This window comes from Paenibacillus sp. 22594, from assembly GCF_052044425.1.
Lineage (GTDB): Bacteria > Bacillota > Bacilli > Paenibacillales > Paenibacillaceae > Paenibacillus_AQ.
The window spans coordinates 156333-175299 of sequence record NZ_JBQENA010000001.1; the positions used below are offsets into that span (position 1 = coordinate 156333).

At 55.2% G+C, this 18967-nt stretch carries 7 protein-coding genes; all 7 read right to left on the minus strand.

The features are described from left to right. Positions 1-20 precede the first annotated feature (20 nt). From ACTJKB_RS00640 to ACTJKB_RS00670, 7 genes are read right to left on the minus strand one after another with little or no spacing between them, the layout of a single operon-like run. Positions 21-1148 carry an acyl-CoA dehydrogenase family protein gene (locus ACTJKB_RS00640; protein WP_440831343.1) on the minus strand — a complete coding sequence of 376 codons (1128 nt, stop codon included), beginning with the start codon at positions 1146-1148 and terminating at the stop codon, positions 21-23. After that, a complete protein-coding gene (locus ACTJKB_RS00645) occupies positions 1148-1405 on the minus strand; it encodes an acyl carrier protein (RefSeq protein WP_438496288.1) in 258 nt (85 codons plus the stop codon). The genes ACTJKB_RS00640 and ACTJKB_RS00645 overlap by 1 nt, the downstream gene beginning before the upstream one ends. 19 nt (positions 1406-1424) lie before the next feature. Next, the gene (locus ACTJKB_RS00650; RefSeq protein WP_440831344.1) at positions 1425-2276 is read right to left on the minus strand and encodes a 3-hydroxyacyl-CoA dehydrogenase family protein; all 852 of its coding nucleotides are present in this window, start codon (positions 2274-2276) and stop codon (positions 1425-1427) included. Positions 2277-2302: 26 nt separating this feature from the next. Further along, a complete protein-coding gene (locus tag ACTJKB_RS00655; protein WP_440831345.1) occupies positions 2303-6754 on the minus strand; it encodes a beta-ketoacyl synthase N-terminal-like domain-containing protein in 4452 nt (1483 codons plus the stop codon). A gap of 4 nt (positions 6755-6758) precedes the next feature. After that, positions 6759-16676, minus strand: a complete 9918-nt coding sequence (locus tag ACTJKB_RS00660; RefSeq protein ID WP_440831346.1) for an amino acid adenylation domain-containing protein — start codon at positions 16674-16676, stop codon at positions 6759-6761. Positions 16677-16687: 11 nt separating this feature from the next. Next, entirely contained in the window at positions 16688-17395 is a 708-nt protein-coding gene (locus ACTJKB_RS00665) for a thioesterase II family protein (protein WP_440831347.1), read from the minus strand. Continuing rightward, complete coding sequence (locus tag ACTJKB_RS00670; RefSeq protein WP_440831348.1) at positions 17392-18957, minus strand: serine hydrolase domain-containing protein; 1566 nt, start codon at positions 18955-18957, stop codon at positions 17392-17394. The genes ACTJKB_RS00665 and ACTJKB_RS00670 overlap by 4 nt, the downstream gene beginning before the upstream one ends. Positions 18958-18967 lie beyond the last annotated feature (10 nt).

The following is an 18967-nucleotide window of genomic DNA, read 5'->3' on the forward strand; positions in this document are numbered from 1 at the left end:
GCCAAAGATGCGGCATAGTGTCACAAACGGAAGGTGCGTGCAATTTGCAGCTCATGCATCTGTGAAGTTCCCTCAATAATCTCCATAATCTTGGCATCCCGGTAGAACCGTTCTACCGGATTACCGCTCATACAGCCTGAAGCGCCGTGTATTTGCAGGGCATGATCTGCTGCATGGACAGCCGTTTTGGAAGCATGGTACTTGGCGATCAAGGTCTCTGTGATAGCAGCCGGATCACCTTGCTCCCGCAGCCTCCCAGCGGCGGCACACAGCTCGCGGGCGGCTTTGGTCCCGGTAATCATTTCGCTGAGCATCTTCTGCACAAGCTGATGCTTGCGGAGGGGTTCACCGAACTGGAACCGCTCACCGGAATACTGGATGCTCTGCTCCAGACAGGCCTGTGCCAACCCGACGCTGCCGCAGGCGGTGGTGTAACGGCCTTCGTCCAGCGCATAATTTGCCACATGAGTGAAACCGAAGCCGATTTTGCCAACCAGATTCTCCACAGGCACACAGCAATGCTCAAAGGTCAGCTCGGCAACCATATTGGCCCTCAGCCCCATCAACCCCCGCAGCGGATCAATCTGCAAGCCGGGAGTTCCCCGTTCCACCAGTACAGCGACCCCGCGCCCGTTCAGGCGGGCGAACACCAGGAACAAATCGGCGATTTGCCCGAGTGTGATGTACTTTTTGCGGCCATTCAGGATGATTTGGCCATCTTCCTGCACGGCTTCCGTCTCCAGCTTGGCAATATCGCTTCCCACCATCGGTTCGGTGATTGCAATCGCCGGGATTACTTCGCCGGTCGCAATAGCGGGCAGCCATTTATGCTTCTGGGCTTCCGACCCAAACCGCGCCAGCGGTTTGCAGACCATGCCGAACACAGTACAGGCATTCTGCACTGAGGCATATCCGCGGCCCAACTCCTCATGAATGGCTCCAAGTGTGGCGTAGTCGGCGGCAGTTCCCCCATATTTTTCTGGAATCGCAAGGCCTGTAAGTCCTTCGGCTGCCATCTCGGTGAAGAATGCCCGCGGAATCTCCTGCTCCTGATCCATCTGGACGGCCTGCGGCAGGACGTGCGTGTCAACAAACTGGCGGATGGTAAGGGCGGTAGGGACGGTGATCGCTTTTAATGGCGTAGTCATCAGATTTCAGCTCCCGTAGGTTGATGGCGTTCAATCAGAACTACCAGATCGCGGACCGTCTTGATATTATCCATATCCAAATCCTCTTCTTCCAGCTCCAGATGAAAGGTCTTCTCGATGAACATAATCAACTGGATCATGAACAGGGAATGCACCAGGCCCAGCTCCAATATGTTATCGTCCTCCTTAAGTTCCTTGGTACGCAGCGAGCGGGTAAGAAATGAAGTCACCTGTGCTTTGATTTCCTCATGATTCATAGGGATCAGCCTCCTGTAATCAATTGTAAGAATAAAAACCCTGACCGGATTTCATACCGTGAAGCCCGGCATCGACCATTTTTTTGAGCAAGGGACAAGGGCGGTATTTACTGTCGTTATAACCTTCGTACAGCACATCAAGTGACTTGAGAATGGTGTCCAGACCAATGAGGTCGGCTGTCTGCAAGGGGCCCATCTTGTGTCCGAAACACTGTTTGAACAAAATATCAATGTCCTCCGGGGAAGCCACCTGCTCCTGCACCATGAAGATGGCCTCATTGACAAAAATCATCATCGCCCGGTTCGTCACAAACCCGACCGAGTCGTTAACGACTACACTTTGCTTGCCGAGGGTTCCCAGCAGTTCCTGCGTCATCTGCAGTGTCTCCGGGGTGGTATGGTATCCCTTGATGACCTCAACCATAGGTTTAAGCGGCACCGGATTCATGAAATGAATCCCGACAACCCGCTCGGGGCGTTCCACCAATGCAGCAACCCGGGTGATTGAAATCGCCGACGTGTTGACCCCCAGAATGCAATCCTTCGCGCAGACCCTGTTAAGCTGTTCGTATACCGCCTGCTTGATTTCCCAGCTCTCGGTCACATTCTCCACCACGAACGAACACGCAGCGAGCGCTTCGATCTCTTGGGTGAAGTGAATGCGGTCCAGCACCACCCCTGCACGTTCCCGCGGGGCTACACCGGTCATCATTTTCTGAAAACGAAGACTCTCCAGGATCTTCTCCCGGGTTCTGCGCATCTGCGCTTCGGATACATCTACAACTACGGTGTCGTACCCCCCTTGAGCGAAGACCTGGGCTACACCGCTTCCCATCACGCCTGAGCCTACAACGCCAATCCTCTGTTCCATCGTTCTTCCTCCGTCCTGAATTCTGCTCACTGTACACCTTCATAGGTCAGCCGTTGATATTCCCGGTAAGCATCTGCAATGTCCGCTACGGTTCCGGCATCTCCCCACTCGCTCACCAAGCTGTGGATCATCCCTTCCACCGTTGGATTCTCCATCACGGTACGAAGCGGCAGTTCGGTGCGAAACACATCCTTGATTCGTGACAGGAGTCGTGTCAGCAGCAGCGAATGTCCACCCAAATCGTAAAAATGGTCGTCCACACCCACCGGATGTACGCCAAGCAGTTCGGCGATAATCTCACAGATGATGGCCTCCTGCTCCGTCACTGGAGGTTTGTATACTCCAAGATAAGCCGGGCGCTCGCGGCTGCCCGCAGCATCGTAAGGATGGGCGGAGAGATGGGATTCCGCCGGAAGCGGCTGTCCCTCTGAGGCGATCTTCAACCGGAATTTTGGAGGCTGAGCAGAGATGATAGCCCGGCTAATTTGTCCCCGGATCGGCCACAGTTGCTCATATAAGGCATATTCCTGTTCCCGGGTAATGCCCGGACCCGGGGCTGCCGTGCTGCGGATGAAATCCCGGCTCAGCGACAGCCAGGGGATATTCGCACTGCCCGCAGCTTCCGCAGCGGCATCAAGCACGCCTGCTGCCGCTGCAAGTTGGGTGAGGCCCAGTCCGCCAACTACGGAAGATAAGGAAGATAATAGCCAGCCAAAACCGATCTCAGCACCGCAGCTCTGCAGCAGCTTGTTCAGTTCCTGGAAGGTGCAGGGCTCCGGAACCTTGAGGTTCGCCGCCGCAGACAATGCCGCAAGTGTCCGCCATTCCAAGGCTTGCAGCTCCGGTTCGTATACCACCCCGTTAATCCGGCCGCAGATTCCAGCCGCTGCCGCAATGGCCTGGCGAAGCTGATCTGATCCGAGGCCTTCGGAGGCTATGACCTCCACACCAGGCCGGGCTGCCAAAAAGCTGCGGATCAACTCCGCGCCACCAGCGGGAGAGACGACCAGATAAACCTCCCCGGGTGTTGCTGCCGCTGTTTCGGAGAAGTTAGCAGGCCCGCCCAAATGAATTGGAGCGGTAAACGGTTCAAAAGCCTGCACCAGCCGCGTCCCGCCCCGGTAAGCGGCTACTATCGAAGTACCGGAGGGCGACATGAGCTCCAGCCAAAGCTTGTCTGTCAGACGTCTTTCGGGTTCCTCAGGCTGGAAGTCAACCAGCCGGCCCTGCCAGCCGGGCTGCTCCTGGCCCAAGGTCAGGAGCGGCCCCAGGATGGCCCGTCGTTCCGCCTCACCTCCTCCTGCTCCGAAGATCGTAAAGATCCGGCTGGCCGCCACCGTTAACTGGACTTGCGCTCCGCAGAGATCCTTATCCAGGGCAGGGACTAGATGAATGAGCGACAGGTATCCGCGCTCGGCTGCTGCTGCTCCCGTCATCTCTGCAGCGGACGGAATTCCGGGCTGCGGCTGCTCTTCCAGCATCCAGGCATGGAGAATGCGGTCGATGACAATGCCGTCCCTTCGCAGGTCATCGGCGAGCCGCTCATAATCCCCGGCATGGACCGGATTGAGCTCGATCAGATCCGGTGCGAGCCGTCGATACTGCGCGGCAGCCAGCACCTCGATACAGCGGTCTCCCTGTTCAACAAGCCGTTCTTTACATCGTTCGACTGCTTGGCCTTCTCCCTGCAGAATGAGCCAGGTTAAAGGATGCGTACTGGTATTGCTTGGTGCGTCCGAGAGCGGCTCCTGCTTCCATTCGGGCAGATAGAGCAAGGAAATGTCCGGCTCCGCCGTTGCCGCCCGGAGCGGCCCTGAAAGCGTTGGCCGAGGCAGATAGGTCTGCCGGTCAAAGCTGTACATCGGCAGGGGCAGCCGCCGGCGGGACTGCGGCGGATAGAGCTGCTCCCACTGGACGGGTACCCCGGCCAGCCATAGCTGGGACAAGGTCTGCACGAAAACGCATGCTTCACTTGTTGCTGCCGTGGCCCCCAGGCTGGACAACACCAGCCGGTCACTTCCGGCCTGAGCTTTCGCCAGACGGCATAACGTCTGGCCTGGGCCTACTTCAAGGAAGACATTGTCCCTATTAGCCAGACAGCCGCTGATCATCGCCGAGAAGTTCACCGTCCCGCGAAGCTGCGCGGTCCAATACTCGGGATTCACTGCCATCTCGCTAGTGACGGGTTCCCCGGTCAGACAGGAATAGAACGGCAGCCCGGGTGTATTCAGGTGTTTGGACCGGAGCACTTCGCCGAACGGCTCCAGAATGGTATCCATCCGTGCAGAGTGGAACGCGTGGGAGGTGTTCAGCCTTGCCGTGAAAATCCCCGCTTGGCTCCACTCCTCCTGCCGCTGCCGCAGCTCTTCTTCGTCGCCTGAGAATACGCATAACTCCGGCTGGTTAATCGCTGCGAGCGATACGTCAGCACTGACATACCGGCCTGCTTCAGATGCAGGAATAGCTGCGGCTAGCATCATTCCACCAGGGGCGGACTGCATCAGTCGTCCGCGAGCCACAACAATATCGAGAGCATCCTCAAGGGTGAAAACCCCGGCGAGTGTTGCCGCAACATATTCCCCGATGCTGTGTCCCACCATATAGGAAGGACGGACACCAAGCTTCATCCAGGCACGGGCAAGCGCATATTCCAAAACGAACAATGCGGGCTGAGCGAGCCAGGTCTGGTGCAGCTCTGAATCAGAAGAAGTGCCGGCAAGAATCAGATCTTCGGCCTCCGCCAAGCCGATATAGCGGCGGATATCAAGGCCAAGCTTTGGCTGCAGCAGCTCCGACAGCCGGTCCACTTCCTGGCGATAGGACAGATGGCGCTGGTACAATTCAGCGCCCATCCCCATGGCTTGGGAGCCTTGGCCCGTGAACATGAACACCACAGGACGGTTGATAATCTCCTGGGAAGAACGAATAATTCCAACACCGTCAGACCCTCTTAGAAGGCGGACAGCCTCTTCCGTCTGCACCGCAGTGCAGGCTAACCGGTATTTGAATTGCCCCCGTCCCATTTGCAGCGTGAACGCAACATCGGCCAGCGGTACGCTGCTTGACATATTCTCTAAATGATCTGCCAATTCGCCTTGCATCCGCTCCAGGGCAGCAGGGCTTTTAGCCGAGAGAAGCACAACAGCCGGAAGCTCCGCCGGCTCACTGAGTGCCCGGATAGGCGGCTCCTCGAGAACCAGATGGACGTTGGTGCCGCCAACACCAAACGAACTGATGCCTGCGCGGCGCGGCAGCTTTCCTCTAGGCCATGCCACGGGTTCCCGGCTGAGGTAAAAGGCCGACTTCTCCATCTCCAGCAGCGGATTGGGTTCAGCATAATTGGCTGTCGGCGGAATCATCTCCCGTTCCAGAGACAAAGCGGTCTTGATCAAGCCGGCAATCCCGGCAGCGGCATGAAGGTGTCCGATGTTGCCCTTGACCGAGCCGATGGGCCGGTGCTGGCTCTCCTGCCCGAACACTTGCTGTAAGGCGGTAAATTCAATCGGGTCACCGACTTTGGTGCCGGTTCCGTGGGTTTCGATGTAACCGATGGTATCCGGTTCAATATCCGCAAGGTTCCAGGCCGAGCGGATGACCTCCTTCTGGCCCTCCAGGCTGGGGGCAGCAAAGCCTACTTTTCGACGCCCGTCATTGTTGCTCGACGAACCTTTAATCACGGCATAGATATGGTCGCCGTCATCTATAGCTTCCGAGAGGCGCTTGAGCACCACGGCGCCCGCGCCTTCTCCGAATATGGTGCCATCGGCCCGGCTGTCGAAAGGGCGGCAAACGCCACTTTTGGAATAAATAGTGCCCTCCTGGTAGAGATAACCCGACTTGCCCGGCTGCTCCAGCGTCACACCTCCGGCAACGGCCAGGTTGCAGTCTCCAAGCAGGAGACCCTGGCAAGCCAGATGGACTGCTGCGAGTGAGGTTGAACAGGCGGTGTACAGGGTGTAGCTGGGTCCCGTCAGATTGAGCTTGTAGGAGATCAGTTGGCTTAAGAAATCCTTGCTCGACACGATGCCCGACTCCAGCACATCTTCTCCGTCTCCGTGGCGGGACAGATGATCACTCGTCCATTTCAGGTCGAGCGGGGCCCCAGCATACATGCCGATTTGTCCTTCATAGCGGTCGGGGTGATAGCCCGAATTCTCTAGCGCATGATAGACAATTTCGTGGAACAGACGGATCTGGGGGTCCATGTTCTCGGCTTCCCAGGGGGCATATCCGAATAAAGAAGCATCAAAATCGTATACGTTGCCCAGGTAAGGCTTCGCTTTGACATAATCGGGATGGTTCAAACGTTCTGGAGAAATCCCTTGTTCCCGAAGCTCTTCGAAGCTGAATTGGGTTACCGAGGAGACGCCTTGTATCAGCAGATTCCAATACTCCTCGATATTATCCGCGCCCGGAAATTTACCGCTCATGCCAATGATGGCAATCTCAAGTCCGGTCTCTGCGGTCTCTTCACTCATCACGTCACCTTCTTCCCTTGATGGACTCCAGTGTTTTCAGGCGGCTTGCTTTTTTTTTGCGGTCTTCGAAATCTTTGAGAACCTCGCTCTTGTCCGTCTGGTCTTCCCTGTCAGCGAACAAATAGGCATCCAGCAGATGAATCGTCGGGTACGAGTACATTTTGACAATCGACGTATCTTTGACGGACAAAGCATTGATTTGGGCATTAATCTGAATCAGATCAAGTGAGCTTGCTCCCGCTTCGAAAAAATTGTCATGTAGCCCAATCGCCTCCAGGTCCAGATAGTCCATGAACAGTTCTGCCAGCTTCTTCTGCGTCTGCGTAAGCGGTGGTGCATATTCGGTGCTGCTAGCCAGCCGTTTCCGCTTGTGTCCCGCAGGAAGATGCCTATTAGCAGGTCTTAACCCCTCCGGCGTGTTGGCCTCAAGTAAGGAATACCGGGTGTTCAGGTCTGTCGTCGACAACAGCCACTGAACGGGAGACAACTCTGCACTCATGACTTTGGATAAAATATGCTCAAGCACTTCCATTCCTTCAGCATTGGTCATTCCACCCTGGAGCTGCAACATCTCCGGCTTTTGAGCTGCAGCGTGTTCCTGAGTAATGACGATTTTGCCGATATGCTTGGCCGATGCCATATACCGGAAAGCCTCTTCCGTATCTGCGAACCGGTAGGGGATCACAGGCAGCGGTGTATAAGTGCCGTCTTCCACATGCCGGGCAATCTCGCGGAAGAGCCTTGTGTAGCCTGGCAGGCCGCTGTCCATGCTGATGGCTGACACAGAAATTCCTTTCTCGAAAATCCGCATCCCCAGATTGCTGTTCTCCATAATGTCCTTTACGCCCATTTCCAGAAATCTGCCGTGCGGGGCCAATAGGGACAGCCCTTTCTCGACAGCCTCTCCCGTCAGGGAATTCAGAACCACGTCTACCGCTCCGGCAGACTCACGGATTTGGCCGGCAAAAGCAAGATCCCGAGAGGAGTACACATGGGAGATACCCAGTGAACGCAGGTAGTCTCGTTTCTCTTCGGTGCCGGCCGTTGCATAAATCTCCGCTCCAACCCACTGGGCGATTTGCACGGCTGCCAGACCCACGCCGCCTGTTGCCGTATGAATCAGTACTTTCTCACCCAAGGAGAGCTGTCCACGGATAATCAGCGCATAGTAAGCCGTCATAAAGGCAATCGGTAAGGTTGCCGCTTCAGCAAACGATATCCGGGAAGGCTTGCGCACCACCGAGCTTGCCGGCACTCGCGCGTATTTGCCCAAGCTTGCTCCGGCTATCGCCATCACTTCATCTCCAGGCAGCCAATCGGTTACCCCTGCCCCCACCCTCGTTACCGTTCCGGCGCATTCCAGGCCGAAGCTGAAACCATAGGTATCCGGCAGCTTGAGCACACCGAGTGCATACAACACTTCCTTAAAGTTCAGGCCGTTAGCCGCCACTCTTATCTCTACCTCATCCGGTCCCGGAGGCATCCGGTATTCAGACAGGATATGCAGGCTGTTCAGTTCACCTGGTACGGCTAATCCCAGCCGGTAATTGCCGACCGCAGGCAACGTTCCTTCGCGTTCCAGCGGCAGCTTGTCTGACAGCGACTGGTCGCGGACTTTTCTCATGACATATTCTTCAATCTCCATGAGTACACTGCCTTCCGGATCGGTAATGCGGCAGGTATACGTCCGAGCTTCCTCACTTTGTTCCCCTTCTTGCACAATGGTGCAAATATTAGCAGGAAACGGCCGGAGAATCTGAAGGTTCTTATACGCAAAAGGCAGGTAAGCACGGCTGTCCTCCGTTTGTCCGCTTAACAGGCTCGTTGCCCGGTCCATCAGAGCGGGATGAACTCCGAAATCAGCCGAGTCCCTTGCCAGATCCTCTGGCAGTGACAATTCGGCAACAGCTTCATTCCCGTTTCGGAAGACCCTGCGCATGTTGTTCCAGTGAGGGCCATACTGCATGCGTACCTTCGTGCCCTCCCCGGATTGTTCTGCTTCTGCAGGAACCGTCGCTGCCAGTAGGCAGTTATGAAGCTTATTAAGCTCTGCGTGGCTGAGCGTCCGATCAGTCTGCTCTTCCAGGCGCTCCGTGCAGCCTTTGGCATGTTGTATCCATTCTCCTGCCGCTCCTATGGAGGACATGGAGAATTCCCAGCCGCTGCTGTTTTTGGACCATACGGTTCTTAGCTCACACACCTCTTCGACCACAAGCGGCTGAACAAAAAACAGTTCTACAATGTTCAGGCCTATTTCGCCGGTTAACTCTTCAAACGATGCCCTGAGAATCTCTACATAACCCGTACCCGGTAAAATGGAGGAACCGAGCATCCGGTGGCCGTCCAGTACCCAATGATGCTCTGCCGACAATCTGGACACATAAACCGTCTGCGTCTTCCCAGCCGCCTCACTTCTGGAGGTCAGCAGCGGGTGGGTGATGCGCAGCGGAAGGTCCGTATGCCCTTCTTTAAAACCTGGGGTATCCAAATCGTCTTTGTCGGAGCCGTTATACCGGTTCACAGCCTGAGCAGCCATCCCCGTCTCCTTCCAAGCATCCCAATCCATGCTGATTACGCGTATTGCAGACGATTCCCCGGCATGTGCGCGGGCGAATCCGTCCATAAAGGCATTGGCCGCTGCGTACCCGCTCTGCCCGAAAGCACCGAACGTGCCGCTGATCGAAGAGAACAGCAGGAGAAATGCCGGCGGCGGCTGCATATCAGCCAGCACTTCATATATGGCTGTGGTACCTGCGATTTTGGGCCGGAGCACCGCTGCGATTTGTTCTCTTGTTGCGATGTGGATCATGCTTCCATCCGGTACTCCTGCGGCATGGAATACTCCGTCCAGCGGGCCAAAACGCTCCGCCACTGAGCGAATGACGCGTTCCATCGATGCTCGGTCAGCGACATCGGCATATTCCACATGCACCTGAGCTCCGCTCACACATAGCTGCTCCAGCCGATCCTGAACCGGATGCGGCTTGCGGCTAACCAGCACAAGCTTGGCCTGATATTGACTAGCCAGATAATCGGCGAGCGCAAGGCCGATTCCGCCAAGGCCGCCAGTGATCAGGTACACCGCACCCTTGCGCAAAGCGCCGGACGGAAGGGTTCTCCGGGGAAGGGGCACCCGGATGAAGCCATGTTCATATCGGTGTGAGGACCGCAGCGCCTGCCTAGTGGGAAGCGGGCAAGCCTTACCCTCCGATCCTTCGAAAGGCAGTGTCAGCAGAAGTCCGGGATTCACGGCGGCGGACTCCTTATCGAGATCCAGCGTATGAACCCGGATATGCGGATACTCCAGCGGGATAACGCTGGCTGCTCCAAGCAGGGTAGCTTTTAGCGGATCTACAATGTCGTCCGGATGGACCCGTTCCATTTGATTTGTGACCAGCGTAAGCTCCAGCGGCTTCCCTTGCACGGCTACAGCGGCCGCACGAACCAGTTCCAGCACACTGTACAGGCAGCGGTTAAGCACCTCTATGCCGGCAAGATTCTCCCTGTTCCGGCTGGACGCTACTTGGGCCTGAGCCAAGGTATCGGCTTGTTCCAACCCGAGACTCCACAGATGAATGATCCGTTCGGGCGGCTGTATCCCGGCTTCGGCAAGCACATCAAACAATTGAGCATAATGGGCCGGGTTGCCGGGATCAAGGGTGTACACAGCAGCAGACTCACTCTGAAAGGTCCCTTCGGGGTAGACCATGATCCAGCGGTCCCCTTGCTCCTCCAGCAACGCTGCAAGCTGGTCAGCGAGAAGGCTCCGCCCAGTGAACAACAGCACCGTCTGTCCGTTTCTGGCAGGACGTTTGTCTTCTGAGCGGCCCTCTTGCTCACTCCAGTCCGGGGCATAAGCCCATTCTGAAACCGGACGTTTGCGGGAAAGCGAGCTGTCCGGTTGGATATTCTCTGCCTTCCCCTGCTGATATTTCCAGTAGTATTGCTTTTCGAACGGGTACACCGGCAGGGAAACCCGCCGTCCTTTGCGGTTCTCAAATACTTTCTCCCAGTTGATAGCCACTCCGCTCATCCATAGATCGCCCAAGGCCTGAAGCAGATGGACACCTGCGGCCTGTGCCTCGGAGGCTTTGGGTACTATGCTAAGAATCTTACTATTACTGCTAATACCCGGATTACGGCGGATCAGTTGACCCAGCGTCCGGCCCGGGCCGACTTCCAGAAATACAGGCTCAAGCTGTTCCGCCAGCGTTGCTACGCCTTCCGAGAACCTAACGGTTTGCCGGACATGATTCACATAGTATTCAGGGTCCACTGCTTGTTCGGCTGTGATAAACTCACCCGTAACATTGGAGATATACGGAATTTCCGGAGCCGCCAATTTGATTTTTTGGAGCGCTTTGCTGTAGGGGCCGAGCATCGGCTCCATCATCGCGGAATGAAAGGCATGCGATACCTGCAGACGGAACGGCTCGTGGCCGTTTTGCCGCAGCGCGGCTGACAGAGCACGAATGGATGCGGGCGGTCCCGAGATCACAGTAAGTTCCGGGCTGTTGGTCGCAGCCACGGACAGATCGGGCCTTTCGCCCAGCAGTGGAAGCAAATGTTCATGCCCCAGGCTGATGCTAATCATCTCGCCGTGCTCCATCTGCTGCATTAGCGAGGATCGGCGGATCACCAGCCGGATGGCCTCCTCCAGTGTCAACACGCCTGCGATGCAGGCCGCCGTGTATTCACCGAGGCTATGCCCGATCATAGCCGCCTGTGAGATGCCCCAATTCTGCAAAAGCCGGGCCAGCGCATACTCCACCATGAACAGCAGCGGCTGGGCAATTTCGGTCTGGTCGATAGCCTTCAAAGCCGTAGACGGCAGTGTTGACCCTCCCGGGTCCGGCCCCTGCTGCGGCAGCCAGATGGACCGCAAATCGGTCGCCAAGAGCGGTGAGGCCAGCTCCAGACAGCGATCCATTTCACGCCGGAATAGCGGCTGCGTATCATACAGGTAACGTGCCATTCCTGCATGTTGGGTTCCTTGGCCCGGGAATGCGAATACTACATGCACGGCCTCCCGGATACGGGCGATGTTGCGTGTTCCGCTCTGGCAAGCACGCAGGCCGGCAGCAAGCTCGGCTGCATCTGCGGCAATCAGTGCCACCCGGCAATTCAATTCTTGACGGCCTGTATTCAGCGTATAGGCGATATCTGCAAGCTGCTGCTCTTGACCTTCTGCCGAACTGAGATAACAGAGCAAGTCTTCTGTTTTTTGCAGCAAGGCTTCTTTTGTAGCAGCGGATAATAGGAACAATTCCGGTGAGCCCTCACTCCGGTTCTGTTCGCTCCCATGATCTGCCTCGACGGAAAGCGGGGCCTCCTCCAGTACGACATGCGCGTTGGTCCCACCGATTCCGAAGGAGCTTACGCCGGCACGGCGCGGAGAACCTTCCGGCGGCAGCCAATCCTGAAGCGTGGCATTGACATACAATGAACTTTTGTCGAAGCCGATGGCTGGATTTGCCTGCTTATAATGCAAGCTGGGAGGCAGCTGCCTGTGATGCAGTGCCAGCACTGTTTTGATGAATCCGGCAATTCCCGCAGCAGCATCGAGATGTCCGATATTGGTTTTGACGGACCCGATGGCTGTTCCGGTTCCATTGGAGGCGGGGAACAACCCGGACAAGGCTTCGATCTCAATGGGATCACCCAGCGGGGTGCCCGTTCCATGCGTCTCAATGTAACTGATGGAGTCCGCAGAGACAGCTGCGGCTTCCAGTGCAGCCGCCACAACCTCCTGTTGTCCCTTTACACTAGGTGCTGTGAATCCAGCCTTGCGCGTTCCATCGTTGTTAATCGCAGACCCTTTGATCACAGCGTAGATATGATCGCCATCCCGAACAGCCTGATCCAGCCTTTTCAACACCACAAGACCCGCACCGTCGCCACTGACTGTCCCTTTGGCATCTGCATCAAAGGCTTTGCAGTGTCCATCCGGTGATTTAATCATGCCATCCTGGTAGGTGTAGCCTGATTTCTTGGGTACTGAGACCGACACCCCTCCTGCCAGCGCCAGATCTGATTCTCCCCGCATCAGGGAATTACAGGCTAAATGTACCGCTACAAGTGACGAAGAACAGGCGGTTTCAACGGTTAACGACGGACCTTTCAGATTGAGCTTATAAGAGATGGGCATGCTCAAGGAATGTACATTAAGATTTGCCGCCCGCCAGCGTTCTGTATCGTCCTCCAGCGAATCGAACAGACGGTTCACCCAGTTCAAATGGACCGTTGCGCCCACAAATAAGCCAATGGCATCCCGGTACCGCATGGGATCGTATCCGGCATCCTCCAGGCTCGCCCAGGCGAGTTCATGCAGAATGCGAAGCTGCGGGTCCATAAGTTCGGCCTCTTGCGGACTGTAATGGAACAACTCGGCATCGAAGTATTCGATATCCTCAAGCATCCCCTTGGCCTTCACATACCTGGAGTCACGCAGCAGCGTCTCGGCAATTCCGGCAGCGCGCAATTCTTCATCGGAAAAGAACGAAATACTCTCCTTCCCATCCCGCAGATTGCGCCAAAAACTCATCGGATCGGCAGCACCCGGGAACCTTCCGGCAAGTCCGATAACAGCAATATCGCTTGCTGTTGCGGAACCAGCTTCCATCGGCTGTTGCTCTACTTGGGAGGGAACAGCCATATGACCGGTGTCGTTCTTCGGGCTCCCTTCGGTTTGCTTAGCCGCCATATGCGAGGCGAGCTCTCTGACCGTTGGATATCGGAATAAATCGGTTACCGACAGCTCAATACCAGTGGAGGCCCGCAGCTTATCGCTGATACGGATCGTCAGGAGTGAATTCCCGCCGATATCAAAAAAGGGGTCATCCAGTCCAATCTGTTCCACCCCTAATGCTTCCTTCCAGGCTTCCAGCACCGTGATTTCCATAAAGGCCAATGATTTTGCAGGTGTACCTCCGATGACGGAAGAAGGGAACGGCAGGTTGCACAGCGCCTTCTTGTCAATCTTCCCGTTGATCGTCAGCGGCAGCGCAGCAAGCTGCATATAACGCGTAGGCACCGCATAGGATGGCAACCGTTCCAGCAACGCTTTTCTTAGCGAACCTGCTTGCAGTGTGTCACCCGCTACAAAATATGCAGCCAGCTCCTTCTCCCGATCAGATGATTGAATAACAATAACCGTACAGTCTTCTATTCCGGGCAGCCGGCTTAATTCATGTTCGATTTCTTGCAGCTCAATCCGGTAACCCCGTACCTTCACCTGATTGTCGGCCCTGCCGAGAAAATCAATACTTCCATCGGGAAGCCATCGGGCCAAATCCCCTGTTCTGTACATCCTGTACTCTGGAAAAAGCGGATCGGGAATAAATTTGGCTTCGGTCAGCTCAGGGTTGTTCAGATACCCTCTTGCTACGCCTTCCAGCCCGACGCATAGTTCACCAATCGCTCCCACAGGCAAAAACTGTTGATCCCGGTCCAGGATATAAGCAGTGGAGCTTGAGACAGGTCTGCCGATCGGGATTCTGGACTCATATTCCCGTTCAATCGTAAATGTGGTGGACAGCACCGAATTCTCGGAAGGACCATAGCCATTGACGAGTGTCAAAGCCGGGCAGGCCTGTCTCACCTTGTTAATCTGTGTTGGCGACAACGTATCACCACCAATAATCAGATAACGCAGGGAACGGAACAGCGAAGCATCCACACTGGCTAATTGATTGAACAGCGGTGTAGTCATCCACATCAAGCTTATTTTCTGCTGGAGCAGCGTTTCTTTTAATACCTGAGGCATCAGCAGCTTGTCCTGAGCCATCAGGTACAGTGACGCTCCATTCAGGAGTGCCCCCCAGATCTCGAAGTTGGAGACATCGAATTCAAACGGACATGTCGGCAAAATCACATCGCTGGTACTGAAATTCACAAACTCTGTATGCTTTACCAGCCGCATGATCCCTCTATGCTCGATCATTACGCCTTTGGGCCTTCCGGTTGAGCCGGAAGTATAAACAATGCAGGCTAGACGGTGTCCGCCATATTGCGGAGAAGGGAATCTGTCCAGCGGTGCTGGGTCTTCTTTCTCAAGGATATCTTGATAACATAGCGTTTCTACATTCATGGATTTCATATAAGAAAGCCGACTGTCCGTGTCTGACAGCATAAGCCGCATTCCTGAATCTTCGACCATGAACCTGATCCGCTCTTCGGGATAATCCGGGTGCAGAGGCACATAAGCCGCCCCGGATTTCAGAATCGCGAGCAGTCCCATGATCGTCTCCGGGCTCCGCCGGGACTCGATTCCAATGCATTGCTCCGGCCCGGCTCCATAACGAATCAGTGCAGCGGCTACCCGGTCAGACATCCGATCAAGCTCAGCATAGGTCCACTTGACTTGCTCATGAATGATGGCAATGTGCTGGGGATGGCTCCGTGACATTTCAGTGAACCACTGCGGAATAGATTGTTCCCGGAGCAGCTTCAGGGGTTCGGCGGAGGACAGCAGTCCGTTCATTTTTAGTGCGTCAGGTTCCGCGATCCTAATGTCTGACACCAACGCCTCTGGCCGCGCGACAAGATTGTGCAGCAGTTGTACAAAGCACTGTGACATCTGATTCACCACAAAATACTCATAGCTTTCCTGGTCATAGATGAAGTCCATTTCGAAACCGCTGCTCTCCCGAATGAGCAGAGTAAGCGGATAATGAGTATGCTCTGCCATTTCAAAGGCGCTAATCGACAAGGGGGCTTGCCCGGTTAGGCCTTCCGGTGTGGAGCCTGCCATCGGCTGCTCCAGCAGCACCTTATCCAGCGGATAGTTCTCCATGACCAGTAAGGTATCAAATAACTCCTCCGTACCTTGAATCCCGGCGTATCCCCGGATCTCGGACAGACCGGCCATTTCATATGGACGCCTGGCTGCGATTGCTGATTGAACGCCCGCGAAATACTCCTGGACACTCTCCCTCTTTCGGCTGGAAAGGCGCAGCGGCACCGTATTGATCAACAGCCCGACTATACGCTCGATGCCGGTAAGAGTAACGCCCCTGCCGGATAACGTTGAGCCAAATACAATATCATCGACGTGTTTGAACCGCTGGAGCAATATGCCCCAGGCACCATTCATCAAGGTGGCTACTGACATGCCATTGTTTTGGCAAAATAGCCGCATTCCCGCCGCTGCCGTTTCCGGTATGTTGAGGGATACCCGTTTGAATCCCGAGCGCCGGGGTTTGTAGAACGGCTGTATCGTCTGCTTTATTTCATAATCCCGCAGGTAACCGGCCCAATATGCCGCTTCCCGCTCCGGTTCGCGTGAGCTTTTAACAGCAGCTAGATAAGCCTTCATTCCCGGCTTTGCCGAAGGGGACACTTCCTGATCTTCAGCGAGTGCCCGATAGGCATGAAGCCATTCTTCCAGTACAATGCCGAGACTCCAGCCATCCAGCACAATGTGATGGTACGTGAGGAACAACCTGCATTCCCCGTCGAACTTACATAATACGATTCTTAGGGTTTCCCGGGTCAGGTCGAAACGCATCGCACGGTTCCGTTTGCCAATGATTTCTGCAGTTAGCTGCATCTGTTCTTCCATGCTCTTCGTCTGCTTCAGAGCCTCTTGATCTTCACTGGAAATGACGGTCTTAAATTCATCAGGGATAATTCCGCCCGTGAAATCATAGATTTCCGGCAACGGTTCGCAGACCCGAAGCACCACCTGCACAGGTGACCGGAGCCCCTCCCATTTGAAAACAGACCGCAGTGCGTCATTCGCACGGTAGACAGCGAGCCAGGCCTCATTGAACAGCCGGTTATCCACCTGTCCCTGCAGGCTAAGGACAAGGTGCTCCATGTATTCACTTTTGGATTCCCCCTGCAAATAATGAAACAGCATCCCTTGCTGCAGCGGCCGCAGCGGCCAAATATCCTGGACGTTGTTTTTCTCAACCTTCATCTCGGGCCTCCTCACTTATGAACGGCAAGCGCATCCTGAATGGCGGCGATCACATCATCCTGCCGGTCATGAATAAAAAAGTGGCCGCCGGGCAGATTTTTGATCACCATGCTCCCGCTGATATACTGCTCCCACTCTCTCCCGTTCTCCGCAGGCATCAAGGGATCATCGGTGCCGAGCATGACCGTGCAATCCACCGGAAGCTTCACGCTCCGGCCGTTGCCGGCATATAACTCATAGATTCTGTAGTCCGCTTTGATGATCGGCAGAAAAACTCTCATTAGCTCCGAGTGATTAACCAGTTCCTGAGTGGTACCGCCCAGCTTGATGATTTCTTGAAGGAATAGCTCGTCCGGCAGTTTATGCAGTTGCTCCTCTCCATAACGCAGGTGCGGGGGATTACAGCCGGAGAGGAAGACATGTACCGGAAGCGCTTGTCCGCTCTCCAGGAGCCGCACACTCAGTTCAAAAGCCGCCAGTCCTCCCAGGCTGTGTCCGTACAGCGCATAAGGACTCCCCTGAAGCTGGCTGCCAATATGCTGTACAAGATCGTCAATCAATTCCTCCATACTGTCGCATAGTTTGGACCCGAATCGTTTGCCTCTGCCTGGAAATTCAAGGGGTACCACTTCGATATTTTCCGGCAGCAGGGTCCTCCATTTCAGGTAAATGGCCGCTGAGCTGCCGGAATACGGAATTGTAAAAAGCTTGATAGTCATAAGGAGGCCTCCTCTTGAATCACTTGCGGCAGTGCCCTGCGATTCGTTTGCACCTCTGGTTGTTGCGGGAACCACATTTTTAACAGTCTTAGGGCCGGGAACATCGTTCCTGTGATAGCGATCAAAATCATAGCCGGGACTATCGTAAACGGTGCCCAGACGACAATAAATCTCCAAGGATAGCCCCAAAAAAGCAATTTGGGTATATACCAGGCCACGCCCACGATAAAAGCGGCCAGGATAACAAAACCGGATGTTTTGACGTATAGGGCGAAAGAAGGTTCCCTGCGCATCCGTCTGCCATTGCGGATCAAGCGCAGATCCTTGACCCACACGTAGATCATCCAGAGACAAAGAGCCGCACAACTGATGATAATGATCCGTCCTGCGAGATTCGCCGTGTCCATAGTATCCATTGGTGCAGCGGCAGGTTTCAGATCTTGCTGCAAGGCATACAGTCCCTCGCAGATGGCGTAAGTCGCCGTCGTATTCCGATTCCCCAGGACAGCAACTCCGATTTGTTTTACTGGATCAAACAAGACGTAAGAAGAGAAATTGGGATTATTGCCCCCGTGTGAAAAGAGGGTATGATCTCCTTTGTTAAATACAAGCCAGCCTCCGCCATAGCGAAAAGGTGTCGTGTACGGAGGGGTTTCTGTTGCCTTGACCGTTTCATCGGGAATCTGCGCATGGGCAATGGCTCCCCTAAGCTCTGGAGGCGCTGCTGCCGGGTTCATCTGTAGATTCAACCAGCGGGCCATATCCTTAGCGCTTGATAAAATGTAGCCTGCCGGTACATTCCCCCGGTAGACGGGGGCTTGATACTCTCTATTGCCGATAAGTCCAGGCTTGTAGCCTTGGGAGATTTCCTTGCCACCTTGCAGGATGGCTCTTCCTGCGGATGTTTGTTCTAAACCCAAAGGCTGCAAAACTTCAGCGGACATATAGGATTCATAGGACATCCCGCTCACAGCTTCAATAATCGCGCCAAGCACATCATAATTTCCGGTGGAGTACAGAAATTGGGTCCCCGGTTTATACCAGAGCGGGTTCTCGCTTAGTCCGCGCACCGTATCCTGGAGTGCGGTGTCTTTGATGGACGGATCAATCAGTGCAACGGAATCACTGCCCAGTCCGCTGGTCTGGTGGAGGAAATGCCCGACTGTTGGTTCGGCAGCCTCCCCCTTCGCTTGCAGTGCCAACCACGGCAGATAGCGGGTTACTGGCGCTTCCAGGTCAACAAGCCCTCTTTCAACAAGCAGCAGCAGACCGACGCCGGTGAAGGCTTTACTGTTGGAGCCAAGTTCGAACAAGGTGTCCGGGGTTACCGGTATATTCCGGCTGGCGTCTGCCTCGCCATACCCCTTAACATAAGTCTTGTCACCGCGAAGCACAGCTACAGAGACACCGGGAAGGTCCATCTGATCCATTAGCCTAAGCACATATTCGTCGACGGACTCAGCCGAAATCCCGCTGCCGGCAGAATTTGCCGAAGCTGGCGGCAGCGTAGCTACGCCAAGCAGAATACAGGCACAGAGCATTTTGATTAGCAAGCGGTTCATGTCATCCCCC

Bases quoted from the DNA above. Each gene is read 5' to 3' on its own strand.
- ACTJKB_RS00640 (WP_440831343.1), bottom strand. From the start codon at position 1,148: ATGACTACGCCATTAAAAGCGATCACCGTCCCTACCGCCCTTACCATC.
- ACTJKB_RS00645 (WP_438496288.1), bottom strand. From the start codon at position 1,405: ATGAATCATGAGGAAATCAAAGCACAGGTGACTTCATTTCTTACCCGC.
- ACTJKB_RS00650 (WP_440831344.1), bottom strand. From the start codon at position 2,276: ATGGAACAGAGGATTGGCGTTGTAGGCTCAGGCGTGATGGGAAGCGGT.
- ACTJKB_RS00655 (WP_440831345.1), bottom strand. From the start codon at position 6,754: ATGAGTGAAGAGACCGCAGAGACCGGACTTGAGATTGCCATCATTGGC.
- ACTJKB_RS00660 (WP_440831346.1), bottom strand. From the start codon at position 16,676: ATGAAGGTTGAGAAAAACAACGTCCAGGATATTTGGCCGCTGCGGCCG.
- ACTJKB_RS00665 (WP_440831347.1), bottom strand. From the start codon at position 17,395: ATGACTATCAAGCTTTTTACAATTCCGTATTCCGGCAGCTCAGCGGCC.
- ACTJKB_RS00670 (WP_440831348.1), bottom strand. From the start codon at position 18,957: ATGAACCGCTTGCTAATCAAAATGCTCTGTGCCTGTATTCTGCTTGGC.